This window comes from Sporofaciens sp. JLR.KK001 (genome assembly GCF_036941055.1).
Classification (GTDB): Bacteria; Bacillota; Clostridia; order Lachnospirales; family Lachnospiraceae; genus Sporofaciens.
This window is the reverse complement of the sequence record NZ_JAYMNO010000001.1, coordinates 365,581-383,700: the sequence shown is the minus strand read 5'-3', so window position 1 is coordinate 383,700 and position 18,120 is coordinate 365,581. Positions and strand designations below refer to the sequence as shown.

Below are 18,120 nucleotides of genomic sequence, written 5' to 3'. Positions count from 1 at the left end.
TCATCAAAGGAGAGTACAGATGAATCCATTTGAATATACAAGTGCATTACAGTACAAAGTGAAATCACTGGCACAGCAGATCGCCGAATTTAAATCCGGCGAGAGATACCGGAAATTAGAAGAAGAATATAAGAGCATTATTCGGAAACTTGAAAAAAATATCCGGGAATTAAAACAAGAATTAGCACAGGCACGTAAGGAGATCCGGTCTGTCCGGAATCAATGGATGGAAGCAAATGATGATCTTTACCACGAATGCCAGAAAGAACTTGACAGGAAGGACCGTCTCATTGCAAAGCTCAAAAAAGAGAATCTGGAAGTTGTTCGCCAGAGAGATGAAGCATTAGATAAATGCCGTGATATAAGACAGGAATTCTACAGGGTAGGGGCTGAACTGGAGGAAGAAAAAGGCCTGAACCAAAAACTGACTGCGCAGGTCAATATGGATTTTGAGAATTCATCCATCCCCTCTTCCCAGCAGAAACCCGGCAGGAAAAAAATCCCGAACAGCCGGGTAAAAACTGACCGGAAACCAGGCGGACAGCCAGGCCATGCCGGACACCGCAGGAAGCTCCATGCCGTAACAGAGACACATGAAATCCCTGCGCCTGCAAAATACCTGGATAAAGAGAATTATTATGAGACAGGAAAAATCATTCGGAAACAGAAAGTGGTCATCCAGATGTCTGTAGCGGTCATGGAATATACGACAAAGGAATACCGTGACAAAAGAACCGGAGCCCGTGTACATGCTCCATTTCCAGAAGGATATATTAATGAAGTGAACTATGACGGGACGGTGAAGGCACTTGCCTTTCTCCTGAGCAATGAATGCAACGTATCCCATGGAAAAATAAGAAAGCTAATCTCAGAATTGACAAAAGGCGAGATCGAACTGTCCGACGGCATGATCAATGGTCTTACCAGGGAATTTTCAGCGAAAACAGCGGAAGAGAAAAAAGAGATTATAAAGAAACTAATGCAGTCTCCGGTCATGAATGCAGATTTTACAAACGCATCTGTAAATGGGCACAGTGCGCAGGTCCTTATACTTGCATCCCCGATCGCAGATGTGGCACTTTATATAGGCAGGGAGAAAAAAGGGCATAAAGGAATAGAAGGAACGCCGCTTGAGAATTATGTTGGGATTGTCTTGCATGACCATGACAAGACATTTTACCGTTATGGAACAAAACATCAGGAGTGTACCCAGCATGACTGCCGCTATCTGATCGGAAGCGAGCAGAATGAGCCGCAGCTGGAATGGAACAAGGAGATGCACGGATTGTTCCAGGAGATGCTGCATTACCGAAATGGGTTGGGGGAGAAAGAACTTGATCCGATAATTGTTGAGGGATTCGAGAAAAGGTATGACGAAATCCTGAACAAGGCGGAGAAAGAATATCAGGATGAGCCGCCGACTGAGTATTATAGGGAAGGGTATAATCTATTTCTCCGGTTAAGGGAATATAAAGAAAGTGAATTATTGTTCCTGCATGATAAACGGGTTCCAGCCAATAATTCCCTATGTGAAAGATTGGCAAGAGTCTATAAACGAAAACAGAAGCAGGCAATTACTCTGCGGAGCCAAGAAAGTTTAAACGATATTTGTAATGGCTTAAGCATAGTCTATTTGTTACGCGCACAAAATGTAGATGTATATCAGAAGATAACAGAAATATATGAACGGAAACGCCCGCCCAAACTAAAACAGGAAAAGGTTGTTGCTAAAGCTTAACGCCAAAGCAGCAACCTTTTCTTTATTATACAGATGGCGTGGGTGTGAAAAGTAACTATTTTCATGGTCTGGTCTCCTTTTTATTTGGCGGTCTCTTGACATTTGCCCCATAATACATTAAAATTATAAACTGTGCAGCCGGGGTGTTAGCGGTACCTTGTACCTGCAATCCGCTATAGCAGGGGTGATATTGCGCTGAGGGCACAGATTTGTGGAGCTGCCCTTGACAAGTGGCGTTGAGGCTTGGGTCTTACGCGACGGGAATCTGTGAATCGTGTCAGGTCGGGAACGAAGCAGCACTAAGCAGAACCTTCCGGGTGCCGTAAGGGTGCCTGGGCTGAGTTAACTGTCAAGGTAACGTCCGGGAGTCTGCGTTCGACGCGCAATGCACATAAGAAGAGCACAAAGAAGACGGATGAATTACTGATCCTCCGCCTTCTTTTTTGATGTCTTTGATGCCCTTAATTCTTTGAAAAATGCCTTCATCATCTGACTGCACTCGTCGCCCAAGACCCCCGTCGTCAATTCCGCCTGATGGTTGAATTCTTCCATCTGGAGCAGATTCAAGACCGAACCCGCACATCCGGCCTTGGGATTCATACATCCCACGACCACTCTGGTCATGCGGGACTGTACGATCGCACCGGAACACATCTGGCACGGCTCTAAGGTTACATACATCGTACATCCTTCCAGACGCCAGTCTCCCAGCTTCTTACTCGCCTTCTTGATCGCGATCAGCTCGGCATGCGCCAATGTGTTCTTATCCACAGTTCTTCGGTTATATCCCCGGCCCACGATCTTATCCTCGTACACGATCACACACCCGATCGGCACCTCGCCGATGGCATATGCTTTCTTCGCCTGCCGGATTGCTTCCTTCATGTACTTCTCATCCATATTCTGCATATCGTTCCTTGATTAACTCCTTACATTTTCAAAGGCTTCTTCACCTGTCTGCACCAGTATCCGAATTGGTCCTGACTGCTCTTCTCATCGTCCGTCAGATCCATCGTCATATCCTCATGGGGAATGAATTCCGTGAATCCGAATGTACTGGCTGCCTTCGCCTCCTGGGGATGATAGATCCCCGGCACTCCAAGCCTGTAATTCTCCCCGTCGCTTATAAGGGCAAGATGGTGGTAATTATAGTATCCGTGCAGCAGGAAGCTGTTATTCGCCCATTTCCACTCGCATCTGGGCAGTCTTGCCAGATCATTCCTCTGAATCTTCGTACACCGGAACCTCATCTCAGAATCCTGTCTCTCAGGCTCTTCTTCCGGCACGATCTCCTCTTCCCGGGGAAATGTCTCTTCTGTGAACATCTCCTGATCCGTCATATCCGATCCCGTGGCAGGCTCTTCTTCCGGCACGATCTCCTCTTCCTCGCATACCTCCGGCGAAGGATTCTCAAGCGGCAGAGGATTCTCGCCCTGTACAGAATTCACCCCCTGCAGGGTATCCATCCTCCGAACCGTCCCCTCTTCCCGCGGCATCTCCGTCTGTTCCAGGCTCTCTGTCCATTCCGCGGCGTCTGTCTGCTTTGGCCTGTCTTTTACCACGCCCCCGGTTATTTCGGTTTCCGGCATATCCGCCGCATTTCCTTCTTCTGATGCATTCCCGGTCATCCCGACTCCCGCTGCATTCCCGGCACTTCTCTCTTCCGGCATGTTCCGGACCTCCGGCGCATCTCCGCCTCTTCCGGCTTCCGCCGCATTCCCGGCCCCCGGCACATCTCCGCCTCTTCCGGCTTCCACCGTATTCCCGGCCTCCGGTGGCATATCTGCTGCTCTTCCTGTCCCCGGCCTCATAACCTGCATCCGGCTCACATCAACCGGCGAATCATTCCAGACAGCCGCGTATCTGCGTCCGTTCTCACTCTCCAATATGATTCCATTGATTCTTGGAAAATTATCCGGTACGATCACATCTTCCTTCGTATAATACAGCCTGTAGTTGATAGCCGGATTCACATTATCCACCGTTCCCTGGTAGATACCGGTACATTCACCATTCTCATCATAGAAAAGATATAACGCAAGCTGCCGTTCTCCTCTCATGTGCAGTCCCTTGCCGTGAATATGCAGCGTACAGTCCTCTTCTCCCTGCTCTACTTTAACAAAACCTACATTACGCAGTCTCTTGCCCTTATCACACTCATACAGATAACGAATAAACCGCTTCAAGCCTTCACTTCCAATCCTGGTCTTTTTATCACAATCTATTCTCCAGGATCAGAAAAAATACCTTTCATTATAAAATTGCCTTCAATTCCTGATATAACCTCTTCGCATAGCTGTCCGTCATCCCGCAGATATAATCCGTCGCCAGCAAAAGCCGCAGATACAGCCTCTCAATCTCATGCTTCCCCTTGGCCTGACATCTGTAAGCCCTCTTGTAGTTGCTGGAGATAAATGCCGCCATACGCCTGCCAAGAGAATCCATCCCCTCTGCTCCGTCATCATATTCCACGACCGCACCGATGAACATGTCAAGCAGAAAATCCAGCATCGCACCTTCCGCAACCTCCATCTTATAGATCGCATCCGAAGTAAATACCTCACGGAACGCCAGATCCCCCAGCAGATCCATCAGCTTCTGGGCAAATGTCTGGTAGAAGAGGTCATGCCCGTAGCTTCCCTTCATGATCGTCTGGTAATTGGATGTAAATCCATACGTCGCACAGCTGATCAGGAATCCCTGGACTCTCACGATCCAGTTCTTGACCGCATATTCCTCCAGATCTTCCACATGCCTTTCCATGCCCCGCAGATAGAGCTCCTGAAGCTTGTCCGCCGGCAGAAAACCTCCCATCTCATCACGGGCGCAGGACTCCTGAAGCCTGGTAAGCTCCGTAAGCAGCTTGTGGTAGCTTAAGAATCCCTTGATAAAAGCGTCTTCAATATCCGCCGTCTTGTACGCGATATCATCCGCCGCCTCCAGGATGAATGTCAGCGGATGCCTGCAGCCGTTCGTACCCGTCTCTCTTGATATCTCCTCGAAGATCTCCTGATCCGCATAATAATATCCAAGCTTCCTGTCCTTGATATCGCCGGACTTCTCATTGATCTCCATAGAAGACACCGGATACTTCACGATCGTATTCAGCAGCGCATAGGTCAGGTTCATCCCATTCTCATCCACAAGGAAATGTAACTTGCTCACAAGCCGCAGCGCCTGCGCATTTCCCTCAAAATGATAGAGGTCCTCCTTCATCTGCGGCGTCAATACCTGATCAATGGGCCTGCCGCGATACGTCAACACAGGGAGCTTCCTCCGAAACCATTCCCGGATCGCCTCTTCTCCGAAATGTCCGAACGGTGGATTCCCGATATCATGGATCAGCCCTGCGCACTGCAGGATGTTGCAGATATCCTCTTTCATCCCGGGGGTGAAACTGGAATCTTTCTTATATACCAAAATATTTTCTCCGATGTTCTGTCCCAGCGACTTGGCGAAGGAAGACACCTCCAGAGAATGGGTAAGCCTCGTCCGGATAAAATCACTCTTATCCAGAGGAAATACCTGCGTCTTATCCTGCAGGCGCCGAAAAGACGCACTGCCGATAATACGGTGATAGTCTCTCTCGAATTCGCTTCGCAAATCCGCGCTCCGTACATGCTTCCCCGAATTCCCCCTGCTTCTCTTCGTTGACAACAATCGTTCCCAGTTCACGCGATTCCTCTCTCCTTCGTATCTGAATCAATCCAGGTAGATCGGCGGGTCATAATCCTTGCCAAGGAGCTGCTTCTTGCGCTCCTGATACCCCAGGAACGCCCATTCCGTCATATCTGTCCACTGGTGATTCTCTCTGTCGTACACCTGTACATACCCGATTCTTGACGGATGCATACGAACGCTGTTAGACTCATATTCCTGTCCGGTATAAGGATTCAGCTCTCCCGGAACCGTATCCTCTTCCTGTTGCAGTTCTCCCGGTTCTTCTCCGTATTCATATCCGTAATCCGGATATTCCATTCCTTCTGCTTCAGCATAATCATATCCGCCGTTATAATCCCCGCCCGCCGGATATTCCTCTCCATAAGCCGCTTCATAGCCGGGCTCGCGATTCACCGGATACTCCTCCTGATAAGCCGCGCCGTAGACCTCCCCGGCGTTCTCGCCCTGATCCGCCGCACCATATCCTTCCGCCGGATATTCCTGCTCCTTTGCCGCCGGCTGCCTGTCTGTACCGTATGATTCCTCCCGTACTACGGAAGTCTCCTTCCCCAGCTTCTTGAACCGCTGCTTGAAATACGCTCTCCAGCCATGGGGCCGCTCCTCCTGCTTCTCCTCCTTCTTCGGAGGGATCTCCAGAGACTCTATCTCTGCCAGAAGCTGCTCCACCGGCTCCTCCGTCATCTCTCCTGCATATTCCTCCCGGAACTCCTGATATTCTTCCTGATCCCTGCCGGCCTGATCTCCCTGGTATTCTGCCTGGTTCCCGCCGGCCTGATCTCCCTGGTATTCCGCCTGGTCCCTGCCATTCTGATCTCCCTGGTATTCTGCCTGATCCCTGCCAGCCTGATCTCCCTGATATTCCGGTTGTTCCTGATCCGGCCGTTCTCCCCGATATTCCCGGCTCTCCGGCCCGGCGTTCACTGCCGATGTCTCCGGTGCCCCGGACGGCTGCTCTCCCGTCCGCTCTCCGGTCTGCTGCTCATCAGACGCAGCTCCACCCTCATCCAGACCGGAGCCCTTCACCGCACTCTCCAACACATCCAGCTTCTTATGTATATCTACCAATTCACCGATCGTTATATCTCTTTCGTTCGCCATACCGCCGGATTCATTATGATCAGCCGAGTCTCCACCCGGCTCAGCCGGTGCATTGCCGGCGCCGGCATCCTCCTTCGTCTCAGACTGCGCTGTCTCCCCGTTCTCTGCCGGTTCCGTTCCCGCTGCCGGGACATTCTCCGTTCTCTGTATTGTATCTGTCTCATCCTCAGTCTTCTCCGCCGGAATGCTGTCATCCAGAATATTCAGATAGAAGGGACACCCAAGAATCTCCGCGATCATACGCATGTCTCTTTCCTGAAAATTATCCCTGCCAAGCCTCTGCGTCAGGTTCTGACGGGACATCTTCTTCCCGGTACGCCCTTCGATCTTCTTAGCAAGTTCCTTGATCGTCATATCCTTACGGCTCAAAATAATCTTGACCTGTTCTCCAAACGTTAGATCCTGCATTGCTTGTCCTCCTTATTGAACCACTTCAAATTATTTTAGCAAATACTCCAAAAAAATGCCACCCATTTTCTAAAAACATCTTAGATCACGAGCGCATTGCCTAATGTTTTTCCAACTCCTTCCGATATATCTATAGAAACTATGTATCAGACGGAAGACTTAAGGAGGTAGCCATGAGATTAAATTTTTCCCCGGCGTTACAGATTAACAATGCATTTCAGTCATATCAGATCAACCGCAGTGCTGCGAATAAACCCGGTGTGAATGAGGCTGAAGGCTCTAATGAAGAACGCAGAGACACCTTTACTCTCTCCCCGGCCGGGAAGACTCAGAACCTGATCAACAGCCTGATGAAGCAGAAGATGGACATTACCGACCGCAAGAATGCCCTGCTAGCTTCCGTGAAGGAACAGGGCGGTTCCATGGAATCCATCAAGACGCAGTTAGAAGCTTACGATGAACAGCTGCAGAATATTGATATCCAGATATCTGAGGCTATGTCCCGTGAGCTTGAAAAGCAGGAAGAAGAGAAGAAGGCAGGCGATGAGGAACCCAAGACGAAGGAGGAGATTCTGACCGAGCGTATGAACGCTGTAACTTCTATGTCAACTGACGCAGAACGTATCGATTCTCTCGATTCTATCAAGACCAGGGTAGACGGCAGAGTTAAAGTCCTCGAATCCGAGCTTGCTCTTGATGAAGGCAGGATGGGAGACACCGAATACAGAGGCGTCTTAGACTATAAGCGTGAGAAGATAACGGAGCTTAAGAAGAAGTCCGCACAGATTTCAGCCGATATGAATTCCCGGATGGCGGACCTGGCAGAAGAGGTAGCCGAAGAGCGCAGGGAAGAACCGACAGAAGAGGCGGATGAGACAGACGCGGCAGAGGCGGATTCTTCCAATATGACAGAAGAATAATCTACGGGGCAGCCATAGGCTGCCCCGTCTTAATCCGCCGCACCTCACAGCTTCATCTTCTCGTTCAATTCCCGGACCGTTTCTTCCTCAAGCTTGATGATCTCCCTGTCGTATGTCAGGATTCCGTTCGTCTCTTCCTCCACATCAGACAACTGCGTATAGACAGTCGCCGACAATCCATTTGCAATATTGGGAATCACTTCCTTCTCTATCCATTCCCGGTAGCCTCCGGTCAGCTCCGGCTTCTTCGTGTAGATACGGTAACCATATACCTTCCTATACATATGATGCCCCGGTACACTCATGGAATATCCCCCGAACTCTGTCAGCGCTGTCACACGTTTCTCCCGTCTGCCGGCATCTCCCATCACACATTTCCTGAGACGGGCAATCCCCGGCAGGACATCTCCTGCACCGGCGGCTTCTGTCCTGCGAGGCAGCCGCAGCGGGAAGAAATAATCATGGATACTCCGGATATCTCCGCCGCCCTGGTCGAACCAACCGCTCGCCTGGTCGATCAGCCTGCTGCCGTCCATCTCCCTGGCTATCCGAGTCATCGTGTCCGCATGGAACTGCCCCCAGCCTTCATTGAAGATCACCCAGGTGACGATCGACGGATGATTCTTAAGTATATGTATGGTACTGCGCATCTCTGATACAAACTGGTTCCGTCCTCTCTCATCCCGCCTTCCAAGGAGCCAAAGTCTGGAATCCCGCATCTTCAGATGGAAATATTCCATGGCTGTCGCCCCATAAGTGACAAACCAGGACTGATAGTCTCTGCCGCCGTTTACCATATCCTGCCACACCAGCATTCCCAGACGGTCACAGTGATAATACCATCTCTGAGGCTCTATCTTGACATGCTTCCTCAGCATATTGAAGCCAAGATCCTTCATAGTCCGGATATCGTATACCATCGCTTCGTCACAGGGCGCCGTATACAGTCCTTCCGGCCAGTAACCCTGATCCAGCACCCCTTTTTGGAAATATGGACGGTTGTTCAGGTACAGTCTTGGGATTCCTTTCTCGTCCTTCTCCGCACTGATCTTGCGCATGGCCATATAGCTTCTTACCCGGTCTTCTCCCGCCTGAACCTCGATATCATATAGAAACGGATCCTCCGGGCTCCAACTATGCGGGTCAGAGATCGGGATAACGAGCTCCTTCCCTGCGACGCCCTCTGCCTGAACCGGCTGCATTTCCGATGAAGATATGGTAATTGCGAATTCACCTGCATTCCTCTCACCCTGTCCCTTATCATGCGGATGAGACACTGTTCTTACCTTCACGCGGACGGCGCTCTCATCATACAAGGGCGTAACGGACAGATCTGCAATATAATTCTCCGGCACCTGTTCCATCCAGACCGTCTGCCAGATCCCGCTCTGTGCCGTATAAAACATGCCGCCCCTCTTGATCTTCTGTTTCCCTCTGCTGTAATAGAACGCGTCGCTGTAGTCTCTCACCTGTACCGTCAGCTCATTCTCCGTGCTCTTAAGCGCATCTGTCACATCAACCGAAAACGGCAGATAACCGCCGAGATGCCTCTTAACCAATTCCCCGTTCAGATACACCGCGGCATACTGATCCACCGCGCCAAAATGAAGAATCCAACGCCTGCCGGTCTCAGGACGGATTCCCTCCGGCAGTATCCTGCGGTACCAGAGTGTTTCCTGCGGCTTTAGCTGCCGTTCCACCCCGGAAAGCGGAGCCTCCGGCGAGAACGGGACCAGAATATCGCCGTCAAATTGGTTCCTTCTCTCTTTACCGGTAATTGCATATTCCCAGACGCCATTCAGGTTGACATAACTCTCCCGCACAAGCAGCGGCCTTGGATATTCCCCAAGAACATGTTCCCTGTCTATCTGGTCTGCCCATCTTGTTTTTAACTTTTTTCTGCTCATTTGTCACCTCTCACTGTAAATACTTATGATTGCAGCTGCGTTACATGCAGCTCCCCGTCGATCTCCGTATCTGTTGTGCAGACCGCGATCCGGGCGTTCACACCTTCCGCCGTGTACTCCCTGTAAATGTACTCCTCCGGATATTCCTCCGGCTTGCGCACCAGCACCGGTCCCTGCGCTTCATCCCAGCCAATCTCAAATGCTCCAAGATCCAGCGCCATTCCCTTGCGGGTCGCCTTCATGAAGCTCTCCTTCAATACCCAGTAACGATAGAATATCTGCGCCCTGTCAGCCTCCGCATTTCCCATGATATGCTCATACTCCCTCTGACAGAAGAATCTCCTGGCAACCGGTTCCCGGAATTCCTTCATCTCCTCGATGTCGCAGCCTACCTTCGTTCCAATGCGGTCGCTGAATGCACAGAGTACATATTTCCCCGAATGAGAGAGGTTGTATACCGTCTCCTCCGGAAGTCCGTACCTCTCCCGCGCCCGGCTCCAGAGACACCATACCCCCGCACTTTGCGCCCTGTCCCTGGCGAACCGGTATTTATCCGCCTTCTCCCGGCGCCACGCGGGCAGCTCCCGATAATACTGCTGATAGACGGATTCCTCTAATAACGGCGTAATGTCTGCAAGCCATACTTTAACCATTGCTAAAACCCTTCCTAATAAATGTTTTGACGCTTGTACCATATAATTATAACATAGATTGTATTACAAAGAAAATAATGATAGAATTAGAGAATATTAAGATACTCTCTGGTAACAGTTCAGATACCTTCACTGTTACAGGCATCCGGCCATTATGGAAGTTATCATTTAAAAAAGGGATTGACAATTTTTTCTTATTGTTATACTATAATTCCTAGTTTCACACTTTAAACAGCTAAATTATCACAACATAATAATCTTACGGAGGAATACTGACTATGATTATTGTATTAAAACCACGTTCCACCCACGGCGACCTGATCCGCGTGGAACAGATGATAAAAAGACGGGGACTGGACACGCACATTGTTGAAGGTTCTGAGATGACGATCATTGGATGTATCGGCGATACGACACGGATCGATTCCAAGCTTTTTGAGGTTGACTCTGCCGTAGACAAGGTCATGCATGTCCAGGAGCCCTACAAGCTGGCGAACCGCGCGTTTCACCCGGAAGAATCGATCATAGACGTCTCAGGCGTCGAGATCGGGGGCGATAATCTCGCACTGATCGCAGGTCCCTGTTCCGTTGAATCCTTTGAACAGGTATTGGAGATCGCCAAGGCAGTCAAGGCATCCGGCGCCAACTTGCTGAGAGGCGGTGCGTTCAAGCCGAGAACCAGTCCGTATTCATTCCAGGGACTTGGTTTAGAAGGCCTTGATATCCTGTGCGCCGTCAAGGAAGAGACCGGGCTTCCCATCGTAACCGAACTGATGTCCCCGGATCATCTGGATATATTTAACGAGAAGGTCGACCTGATCCAGATCGGCGCCCGCAACATGCAGAACTTCGATCTCCTGAAACAGTTAGGACAGCTTGACCGCCCGATCCTTCTTAAGAGAGGCCTGAACGCAACCTATGAGGAATGGATCATGTCGGCGGAATATATCATGGCTTCCGGCAATGAGAACGTGATCCTCTGCGAACGAGGCGTCCGTACCTTCGAATCTTATACAAGGAATACGCTGGACCTCCAGAGCATTCCTGTGGTGCGCAAGCTTACACATCTGCCTGTTATCGTGGATCCAAGCCATGCGGGCGGCAAATGGTGGCTGGTAGAGTCCATGGCGAAGGCTTCTGTCGCCGCAGGCGCGGACGGTCTGATGATCGAAGTACATAATGATCCCGAGTGTGCTCTGTGCGACGGCGCCCAGTCCCTGAAACCTGCCAAATACGACACCCTGATCCAGGAAGTTGCGCAGATCGCACGGGTTGTTGGGAAGAGGGTCTAGCCTATGAAATTAACTGTGAATCTGGGAGCGGACAGCTACCCTATTTATATCGAAAATAATCTGCTGTCCCGATCCGCCTCATACATCAGAGAAATATTTTCCGGCAGAAGGATCATGATCATCTCGGATGACCATGTCTATCCTCTCTATGGGAATAAGCTTACAGAACAGCTGTCCAGGGATTACGACTGCCGCCGCCTGATACTCCCCCACGGGGAGGCAACGAAGGATTTCCAGACCCTTCCCGCCGTCTACACTGCCCTGCTTGAAGCAAAGATCTCTCGGAGCGACCTGATCATCGCTCTTGGCGGCGGAGTGATCGGCGACCTGGCAGGATTTGCCGCTTCCAGCTTCTTACGGGGTGTGAAGCTGATACAGATACCTACCTCCCTGCTCGCTCAAGTGGATTCTTCCGTGGGCGGCAAGGTAGCCGTTGACCTGCCTCAGGGGAAGAATCTGGTGGGCGCGTTCTATCAGCCGGCTCTGGTGCTGATCGATCCGCTCGTGTTAGATACACTGGACGGACGATTTATCATTGACGGCATGGGCGAAGTGATCAAATACGGCTGCATCAAGGATGCCGGATTATTCCGTATGCTGGAATCCCACGGCTCTTTTGCGGAACTAAAGGAAGAGCTGCCTGCAATCATAGAACGCTGTGTGGATATCAAGCGGGAGGTTGTGGAACATGACCAATTCGATACCGGAGAGCGGATGCTTCTGAACTTCGGGCATACGCTCGGACATACAATAGAGCAATACTATCATTATGGAAGAGAGAGCCACGGAGAGGCTGTGGCGATCGGCATGTACCAGATCACGAAGCTTTCTGAAGAACAGGGATTGACCGTATCCGGAATATCCGAACGCATCCTGGCAGTTCTTAAGTCTTACGGTCTTCCGCATGAATGCGGACTGCCGATGCAGGAATTGATGGGCGCGATTCTGTTGGATAAGAAGAATCTGAATAACAGATTAAATGTGATCCTGCTGCATGATATCGGCGCAAGCTTCATCCATCCTACAACTGCAGATTTCTTCGGACAATATGGAGACGCTATTCTATAAAGGAGATGAATATCTTATGGATCAATTAAAAGGAAAAATCGCAATCGTGACAGGAGCCGGAAAGGGGATTGGCCGGGAAGCCGCCCTTGCGATCGCCGCCGAAGGTGCAGCCGTCGCTGCAGTTGCAAGAACCCAGGCTGACCTTGATGAGACTGTAAAAATGATCGAAGACAACGGAGGCTCTGCCATCGCCATATCCCACGATCTCACGGTAGGAGCCGAGGTGCAGGCAATGGTGGGCGAGATTATGAACAAATATGGAAAGATCGACATTCTGGTCAACAACGCCGGCGGATATCCGTCCGAGATCTACAGGAATATCGAGCATCAGGCTATCAAGCTCTGGGAATGGACGGAGGAGCAATGGGATCAGATCATCAAGACCAATGTCCGTATCCCGTTCCTGTGTATGAAGCATGTCCTTCCTATTATGATCAGCCAGAGAAGCGGTAAGGTTGTCAGCGTCTCTTCCAGGATGGGGCGTATCGCCTCCCAGATGGGCGCATATGCTGTGGCGAAGGGCTCCATTATCACGATGACCAAGACTGCCGCCATCCAGACACAGGAATACGGCATCCAGGTCAACGCCGTAGCCCCTGGGATCGTGGACACACCTGGGCAGCGTGTATATAACCATTCTGTCGGACAGGACGGCGTGCCCATGGGGAGCGCTGCCGATGTGGCTAAAGCAATCCTATATCTTCTATGCGACGCACCGCCGGTGATGACCGGACAATCCATCGATCTGTTCACAACTGTATAAGAATCTGTGTAGAAACATTTCGTTCTTGATTTGTTAACAATTAATTCTTATTTTTATCACACTTTCATCACAGTTTCTGCTTATACTATAGTTGTTCGATGAAACGAACAACAAAATTCTTTTTCATAACTTTTTCCTCAGGACTGCACTCCTCCCAACATGCAGTCCTTTTAAATTGTCCGAATGCAACAAATAACAACAAATATTACACCAACATAGACTTCCAGTTTCGGATATGGTATAATCTGGGGCGTCAATAAAAGCGTCATTTACATAATAATTTAAAAAAAGAGGCTGCCGGAATTCTTCGGCAGTCTCTATTATTTTATTGCAGCATATCGGTTCTATCGCCCCGGCTGTCCATAATAAGCATTCGCACCATGCTTCCGGTAATAATGCTTATCCTGCAGCTCCTGCGGCGCCGGCTGGTTCTTCGGATTGATCAGCTCGCAGCGCGCCGCCATCTTCGCGACCTCCTCTAATACCACCGCATTGTGTACCGCCTCATGAGCGTCCTTCCCCCAGGTGAAAGGCCCATGGTTCTTGCACAATACTGCCGGCGCGGCATGATAATCCAGCCTGCGCGCCTCGAACTCATCCGCGATCAGGATGCCTGTATTCTTCTCATAGGCCTCATCGATCTCTTCTTTGGTCAGATTCCTGACACAGGGGACCTCGCCGTAGAGATAGTCCGCGTGGGTCGTTCCGTAACACGGAATCCCTCTTCCGGCCTGTGCCCAGCTCGTCGCCCAGGACGAATGGGTATGCACGATACCGCCTATCTCCGGAAAACGATTATACAATACCACATGAGTCGCCGTATCTGAGGATGGATTGTAATCTCCCTCAACCTTATTGCCCTCTAAGTCTACGACGACCATATCCTCCGGTCTAAGCTTGTCATACTCTACACCGCTTGGCTTGATCACGAACAGACCGCTCTCGTGGTCGATACCGCTTACATTGCCCCAGGTGAAGGTCACCAGACCGTACTTCGGGAGAAGCATGTTCGCTTCATATACTTCTTTTTTTAACTGTTCTAACATATTGTTCCAACTCCTTTAGCCGCGATCAGATCAGGCTCTCGATCGCCGCCTTCTCAATAGCAATGCCCGTCTTATACCTCTCAGTAAATACTTCGTATCCCTCTACATCCTTTGCATCAGGTTCCATCCGGCTGCCTTCGTTGCCCTCGAACACCTTCTTCGCCAGATAATCCTCCAGAGTCTCCCCGTCGGCTCTGTTCTTCATGTAAGCAGCGAGAAGCGCCATTCCCCAAGGCCCCCCTTCGCCTGCCGTCTCCATAACGGATACCGGCGCGTTGATAGCCGCCGCAAGAATCCTCTGTCCGACGCCCTTGGTCTTGAATAACCCTCCGTGGCCGAGCATCGAGTCGATCTCCACATTCTCCTCCTTCTGCAGAAGATCCATACCTACCTTGATCGCCCCAAGCGCAGTAAATAGGTTCACGCGCATGAAGTTCGCCAGATTGAAATTACTCTTCGGCGACCTTACGAACAGCGGACGTCCCTCATCCACACCTGTGATGAATTCCCCTGAGAGATAACCGTAAGATAACAGCCCGCCGCAGTCAGCGTCGCCCTCCAGAGCCTTGTTATACAGCGTTCCGAATAACTTGTTCATATCCACTTCGATACCGAAGCTCTCTGCAAATTCCTTGAAAATGCCTACCCACGCATTCAGGTCAGAGGTACAGTTATTCGCATGCACCATGGCAACCAGGCTGCCGTCCGGCGTGGTCACAAGGTCGATCTCCGGATACACCTTTTTAAGCTCCTTTTCAAGCACGATCATAGCAAATACACTGGTTCCCGCGGATACGTTACCGGTACGCTTAGCAACACTGTTGGTCGCCGCCATGCCGGTCCCCGCGTCGCCTTCCGGCGGACACATCGGAATACCCGCCTCAAGATTGCCGCTCTCATCTAAGAGCCTCGCACCTTCTTCCGTCAAGGTCCCGGCCGTCTCGCCCGCAACCATGACCTTCGGCATGATCTCTCTTAATTTCCACGGATAATTCTTGTCAGCCACCAGCTCGTCGAACTTACGGATCATATCCTCGTTAAAATCCTTCTTCTCCACATCGATCGGGAACATACCGGACGCATCTCCGATTCCAAGCGCCTTTTCGCCGGTCAGCTTCCAGTGGATATATCCTGCCAGCGTAGTAAAATACGCCACATCCTTCACATGCTCTTCCTCGTTCAAGACCGCCTGATATAAGTGGGCAATACTCCACCGCAGCGGAATATTATACTGAAACAGATCGATCAGCTTCTCTGCTGCCGGACCTGTGGTACAATTCCTCCAGGTACGGAACGGCACCAGAAGCTCCCCGTCCTTGTCAAACGCCATATATCCGTGCATCATTGCACTGAATCCGATGGAACCGATCTTCTTCAGCGTCACGCCGTACTTCTCCCGAACGTCTGCCGCCAGGTTCTTATAGCTGTCCCGAAGGCCTGTCCAGATATCGTCCAGCGAGTAGGTCCAGTTTCCATCCTCCAGACGGTTCTCCCATCCATGGTCGCCGGATGCGATCGGCGTATGATCCTCGCCGATCAGCACTGCCTTGATCCTGGTTGATCCCAACTCAATACCAAGAACGGCTCTGCCGCTCTCAATCACTTCCTTTACATTGCTCATGCTGCTCCTCCTATCCTACTTGCGATACGCAACACTGTTCCACAACAGTTCGTTCTTGAACTGGCGGATGGTCGTATCCTTGTCAATATAGACAGCTTCAATACCCATGCACGCTGCCCAATCGCCCATCTGCTCGGAAGTCAGGTCATAAGAGAATGCAGTATGGTGCGCTCCGCCTGCCAGGATCCACGCCTCTGCTCCTGTCTGAAGATTCGGCTGCGGCGTCCAGAATGCAGTTGCAACCGGAAGCTTCGGCATCGGCTTCTCTACCTTCTTGCAGTCCACATCATTGATGATCAGACGGAAACGGTCTCCGAGATCGATAAGTGAAGTTGCGACCGCCGGTCCTGTCTTCGATGTGAATACCAGCCTTGCCGGATCTTCCCTGTCTCCCATGGAGAGCGGCTGTTCCTTAATACTGATCTTGCCGTCTGCAACCGTCGGGCATACCTCCAGCATATGTGCCTGCAGGATCCCTTCCTTGCCCGGAACCAGATTATAGGTATAATCCTCCATAAATGAAGTACCCTTCGCATCCTTCATTCCCTGAGTCATGATCTTCATAAGACGTACCATGGCAGCCGTCTTCCAGTCGCCTTCTCCGGCGAACCCGTAGCCCTTCTCCATCAATCTCTGGATCGCCAGTCCCGGGAGCTGCTTTAAGCTTCCAAGGTCTCCGAAATGCGTCACGATCGCCTGATAATTCTTCGCCTCAAGGAATCTCTCGAATCCGATCTCAATTCCTGCCTGCACCGCTACATGCTCTCTGAATTCCTTCTCATCTCTGCCTTCCAAAAGTATCTCATACTTATCATAATATTCTTCGACCAGCGCGTCAATATCTCCTTTGGAAACTGCCTCTACTTCTGCTGCTATTTCATTGACCGGATACGCGTCGATCTCCCAGCCGAACTTGATCTGCGCCTCAACCTTATCGCCCTCTGTCACCGCAACATTCCTCATATTGTCGGCAATACGCATCACACGGATATGGCTGCTCTCGATCACGCCCACTGCAGTGCGCATCCAGGAACCGATCTTCTTCTGGACATCCGCGTCCTCCCAGTAACCCATGATCACCTTGCGCTCCATGCCGAGACGGCTGAAGATATGACCGTACTCTCTGTCCCCGTGGGCCGCCTGATTCTCGTTCATAAAATCCATATCAATGGTGTCATACGGAATCTCCCGGTTAAACTGTGTATGGAAGTGAAGCAGCGGCTTCCTGTACTCCTGCAGGCCGAGAATCCAGGATTTGGCCGGAGAGAACGTATGCATCCAGGTGATGACTCCCGCGCAAGTCTCGTCCGTATTCGCCTCGTTCAGAGTCTTCCTGATCAGTTCATTGGTAATGAGCGTCGGCTTCCATACAACCTCATAAGGAAGATTGCCGGATGCATTCAGCGCCTCCACGATCTTCTGAGAATGCTCCGCCACGTGAGCCAGGCACACGTCCCCGTATAAATCCTGTGAACCTGTACAGAACCAGAACTGATAAGTTTTTGATTTTAGCATGATGATTTCCTCACTTTCTTGAAAATGTATTCGGCGCAGCATAACGGCTCATCCGCCATCCCGGCCAAATACACGCCTTATATCTATCTGATCTTATTATATAGATATCCGTCAATTCTCTGCAAGTTCATAACTCTGCCTGTTCACAGAAAAAGTTACCTAATCCGACCTGGCTTCCGGCCAAGTAACAGTTTAGCAAGTGCACGGATCTACCTGAACTGCTACCTGGCAAATCCGCAATTTCAGATTGACAATTGGCTTCCTGTATGACATACTTATTTCAAACCTACATGGAGTGGATTTTTAAAGAGTTATCTTTTTTCGCCACACGATTGCATGCATGCATTTGTGTGGTATTTTTATGTTGGAAGCTAAATACCCCGAGGCAGCCGCCGGATATCCAGGCATGC

Annotated in this window: 14 protein-coding genes and 1 other RNA gene; 6 read left to right on the top strand and 9 right to left on the bottom strand. The window is 50.6% G+C overall.

Annotation, left to right across the window (positions count from 1 at the left end; genetic code table 11):
* Positions 1-19 precede the first annotated feature (19 nt).
* Both VSQ62_RS02010 and ffs read left to right on the top strand, forming a co-directional pair.
* Positions 20-1,738, top strand: coding sequence for an IS66 family transposase (locus VSQ62_RS02010; RefSeq protein WP_334632907.1), 1,719 nt, complete (start codon positions 20-22; stop codon positions 1,736-1,738).
* Between the two features lie 130 nt (positions 1,739-1,868).
* Positions 1,869-2,131: signal recognition particle sRNA large type (gene ffs, locus VSQ62_RS02005), an RNA gene on the top strand.
* Between the two features lie 27 nt (positions 2,132-2,158).
* Here ffs and tadA read toward each other — a convergent pair.
* The 4 genes from tadA to VSQ62_RS01985 all read right to left on the bottom strand — a co-directional run bounded on the left by tadA (position 2,159) and on the right by VSQ62_RS01985 (position 6,925).
* Positions 2,159-2,647, bottom strand: a complete 489-nt coding sequence (tadA, locus tag VSQ62_RS02000) for a tRNA adenosine(34) deaminase TadA (protein WP_334632906.1) — start codon at positions 2,645-2,647, stop codon at positions 2,159-2,161.
* A gap of 20 nt (positions 2,648-2,667) precedes the next feature.
* On the bottom strand, positions 2,668-3,924 hold the full coding sequence (locus VSQ62_RS01995; RefSeq protein WP_334632905.1) for a DUF6128 domain-containing protein: 1,257 nt from the start codon (positions 3,922-3,924) through the stop codon (positions 2,668-2,670).
* A gap of 67 nt (positions 3,925-3,991) precedes the next feature.
* The gene (locus VSQ62_RS01990) at positions 3,992-5,413 is read right to left on the bottom strand and encodes a deoxyguanosinetriphosphate triphosphohydrolase (protein WP_334632904.1); all 1,422 of its coding nucleotides are present in this window, start codon (positions 5,411-5,413) and stop codon (positions 3,992-3,994) included.
* A 27-nt stretch (positions 5,414-5,440) separates the two neighbouring features.
* On the bottom strand, positions 5,441-6,925 hold the full coding sequence (locus VSQ62_RS01985) for a hypothetical protein (protein WP_334632903.1): 1,485 nt from the start codon (positions 6,923-6,925) through the stop codon (positions 5,441-5,443).
* 173 nt (positions 6,926-7,098) lie between these two features.
* Between VSQ62_RS01985 and VSQ62_RS01980 the strand changes: the two genes are divergently transcribed.
* Positions 7,099-7,845, top strand: coding sequence for a hypothetical protein (locus VSQ62_RS01980; RefSeq protein ID WP_334632902.1), 747 nt, complete (start codon positions 7,099-7,101; stop codon positions 7,843-7,845).
* Positions 7,846-7,889: 44 nt separating this feature from the next.
* On the opposite strand, the gene VSQ62_RS01975 is transcribed toward VSQ62_RS01980, so the two are convergent.
* Positions 7,890-9,752: a glycoside hydrolase family 2 TIM barrel-domain containing protein gene (locus VSQ62_RS01975; protein WP_334632901.1), complete on the bottom strand. Its 1,863-nt coding sequence runs from the start codon at positions 9,750-9,752 to the stop codon at positions 7,890-7,892.
* Positions 9,753-9,775: 23 nt separating this feature from the next.
* Positions 9,776-10,405, bottom strand: coding sequence for a 4'-phosphopantetheinyl transferase family protein (locus VSQ62_RS01970; protein WP_334632899.1), 630 nt, complete (start codon positions 10,403-10,405; stop codon positions 9,776-9,778).
* Between the two features lie 278 nt (positions 10,406-10,683).
* Between VSQ62_RS01970 and aroF the strand changes: the two genes are divergently transcribed.
* The 3 genes from aroF to VSQ62_RS01955 are packed head-to-tail and all read left to right on the top strand — an operon-like array spanning position 10,684 to position 13,528.
* Positions 10,684-11,697, top strand: a complete 1,014-nt coding sequence (gene aroF, locus VSQ62_RS01965) for a 3-deoxy-7-phosphoheptulonate synthase (protein ID WP_334632897.1) — start codon at positions 10,684-10,686, stop codon at positions 11,695-11,697.
* Positions 11,698-11,700: 3 nt separating this feature from the next.
* Positions 11,701-12,765 carry a 3-dehydroquinate synthase gene (aroB, locus tag VSQ62_RS01960; protein WP_334632895.1) on the top strand — a complete coding sequence of 355 codons (1,065 nt, stop codon included), beginning with the start codon at positions 11,701-11,703 and terminating at the stop codon, positions 12,763-12,765.
* A gap of 16 nt (positions 12,766-12,781) precedes the next feature.
* On the top strand, positions 12,782-13,528 hold the full coding sequence (locus VSQ62_RS01955; RefSeq protein ID WP_334632893.1) for an SDR family NAD(P)-dependent oxidoreductase: 747 nt from the start codon (positions 12,782-12,784) through the stop codon (positions 13,526-13,528).
* 344 nt (positions 13,529-13,872) lie between these two features.
* On the opposite strand, the gene VSQ62_RS01950 is transcribed toward VSQ62_RS01955, so the two are convergent.
* Genes VSQ62_RS01950 through araA form a run of 3 tightly spaced genes read right to left on the bottom strand, consistent with a single transcriptional unit; the run spans position 13,873 to position 17,710 of the window.
* Positions 13,873-14,574 carry an L-ribulose-5-phosphate 4-epimerase gene (locus VSQ62_RS01950; protein WP_334632892.1) on the bottom strand — a complete coding sequence of 234 codons (702 nt, stop codon included), beginning with the start codon at positions 14,572-14,574 and terminating at the stop codon, positions 13,873-13,875.
* Between the two features lie 25 nt (positions 14,575-14,599).
* Positions 14,600-16,195, bottom strand: a complete 1,596-nt coding sequence (locus VSQ62_RS01945) for a xylulokinase (RefSeq protein WP_334632891.1) — start codon at positions 16,193-16,195, stop codon at positions 14,600-14,602.
* A 15-nt stretch (positions 16,196-16,210) separates the two neighbouring features.
* Complete coding sequence (gene araA / locus VSQ62_RS01940) at positions 16,211-17,710, bottom strand: L-arabinose isomerase (RefSeq protein ID WP_334632890.1); 1,500 nt, start codon at positions 17,708-17,710, stop codon at positions 16,211-16,213.
* Positions 17,711-18,120 lie beyond the last annotated feature (410 nt).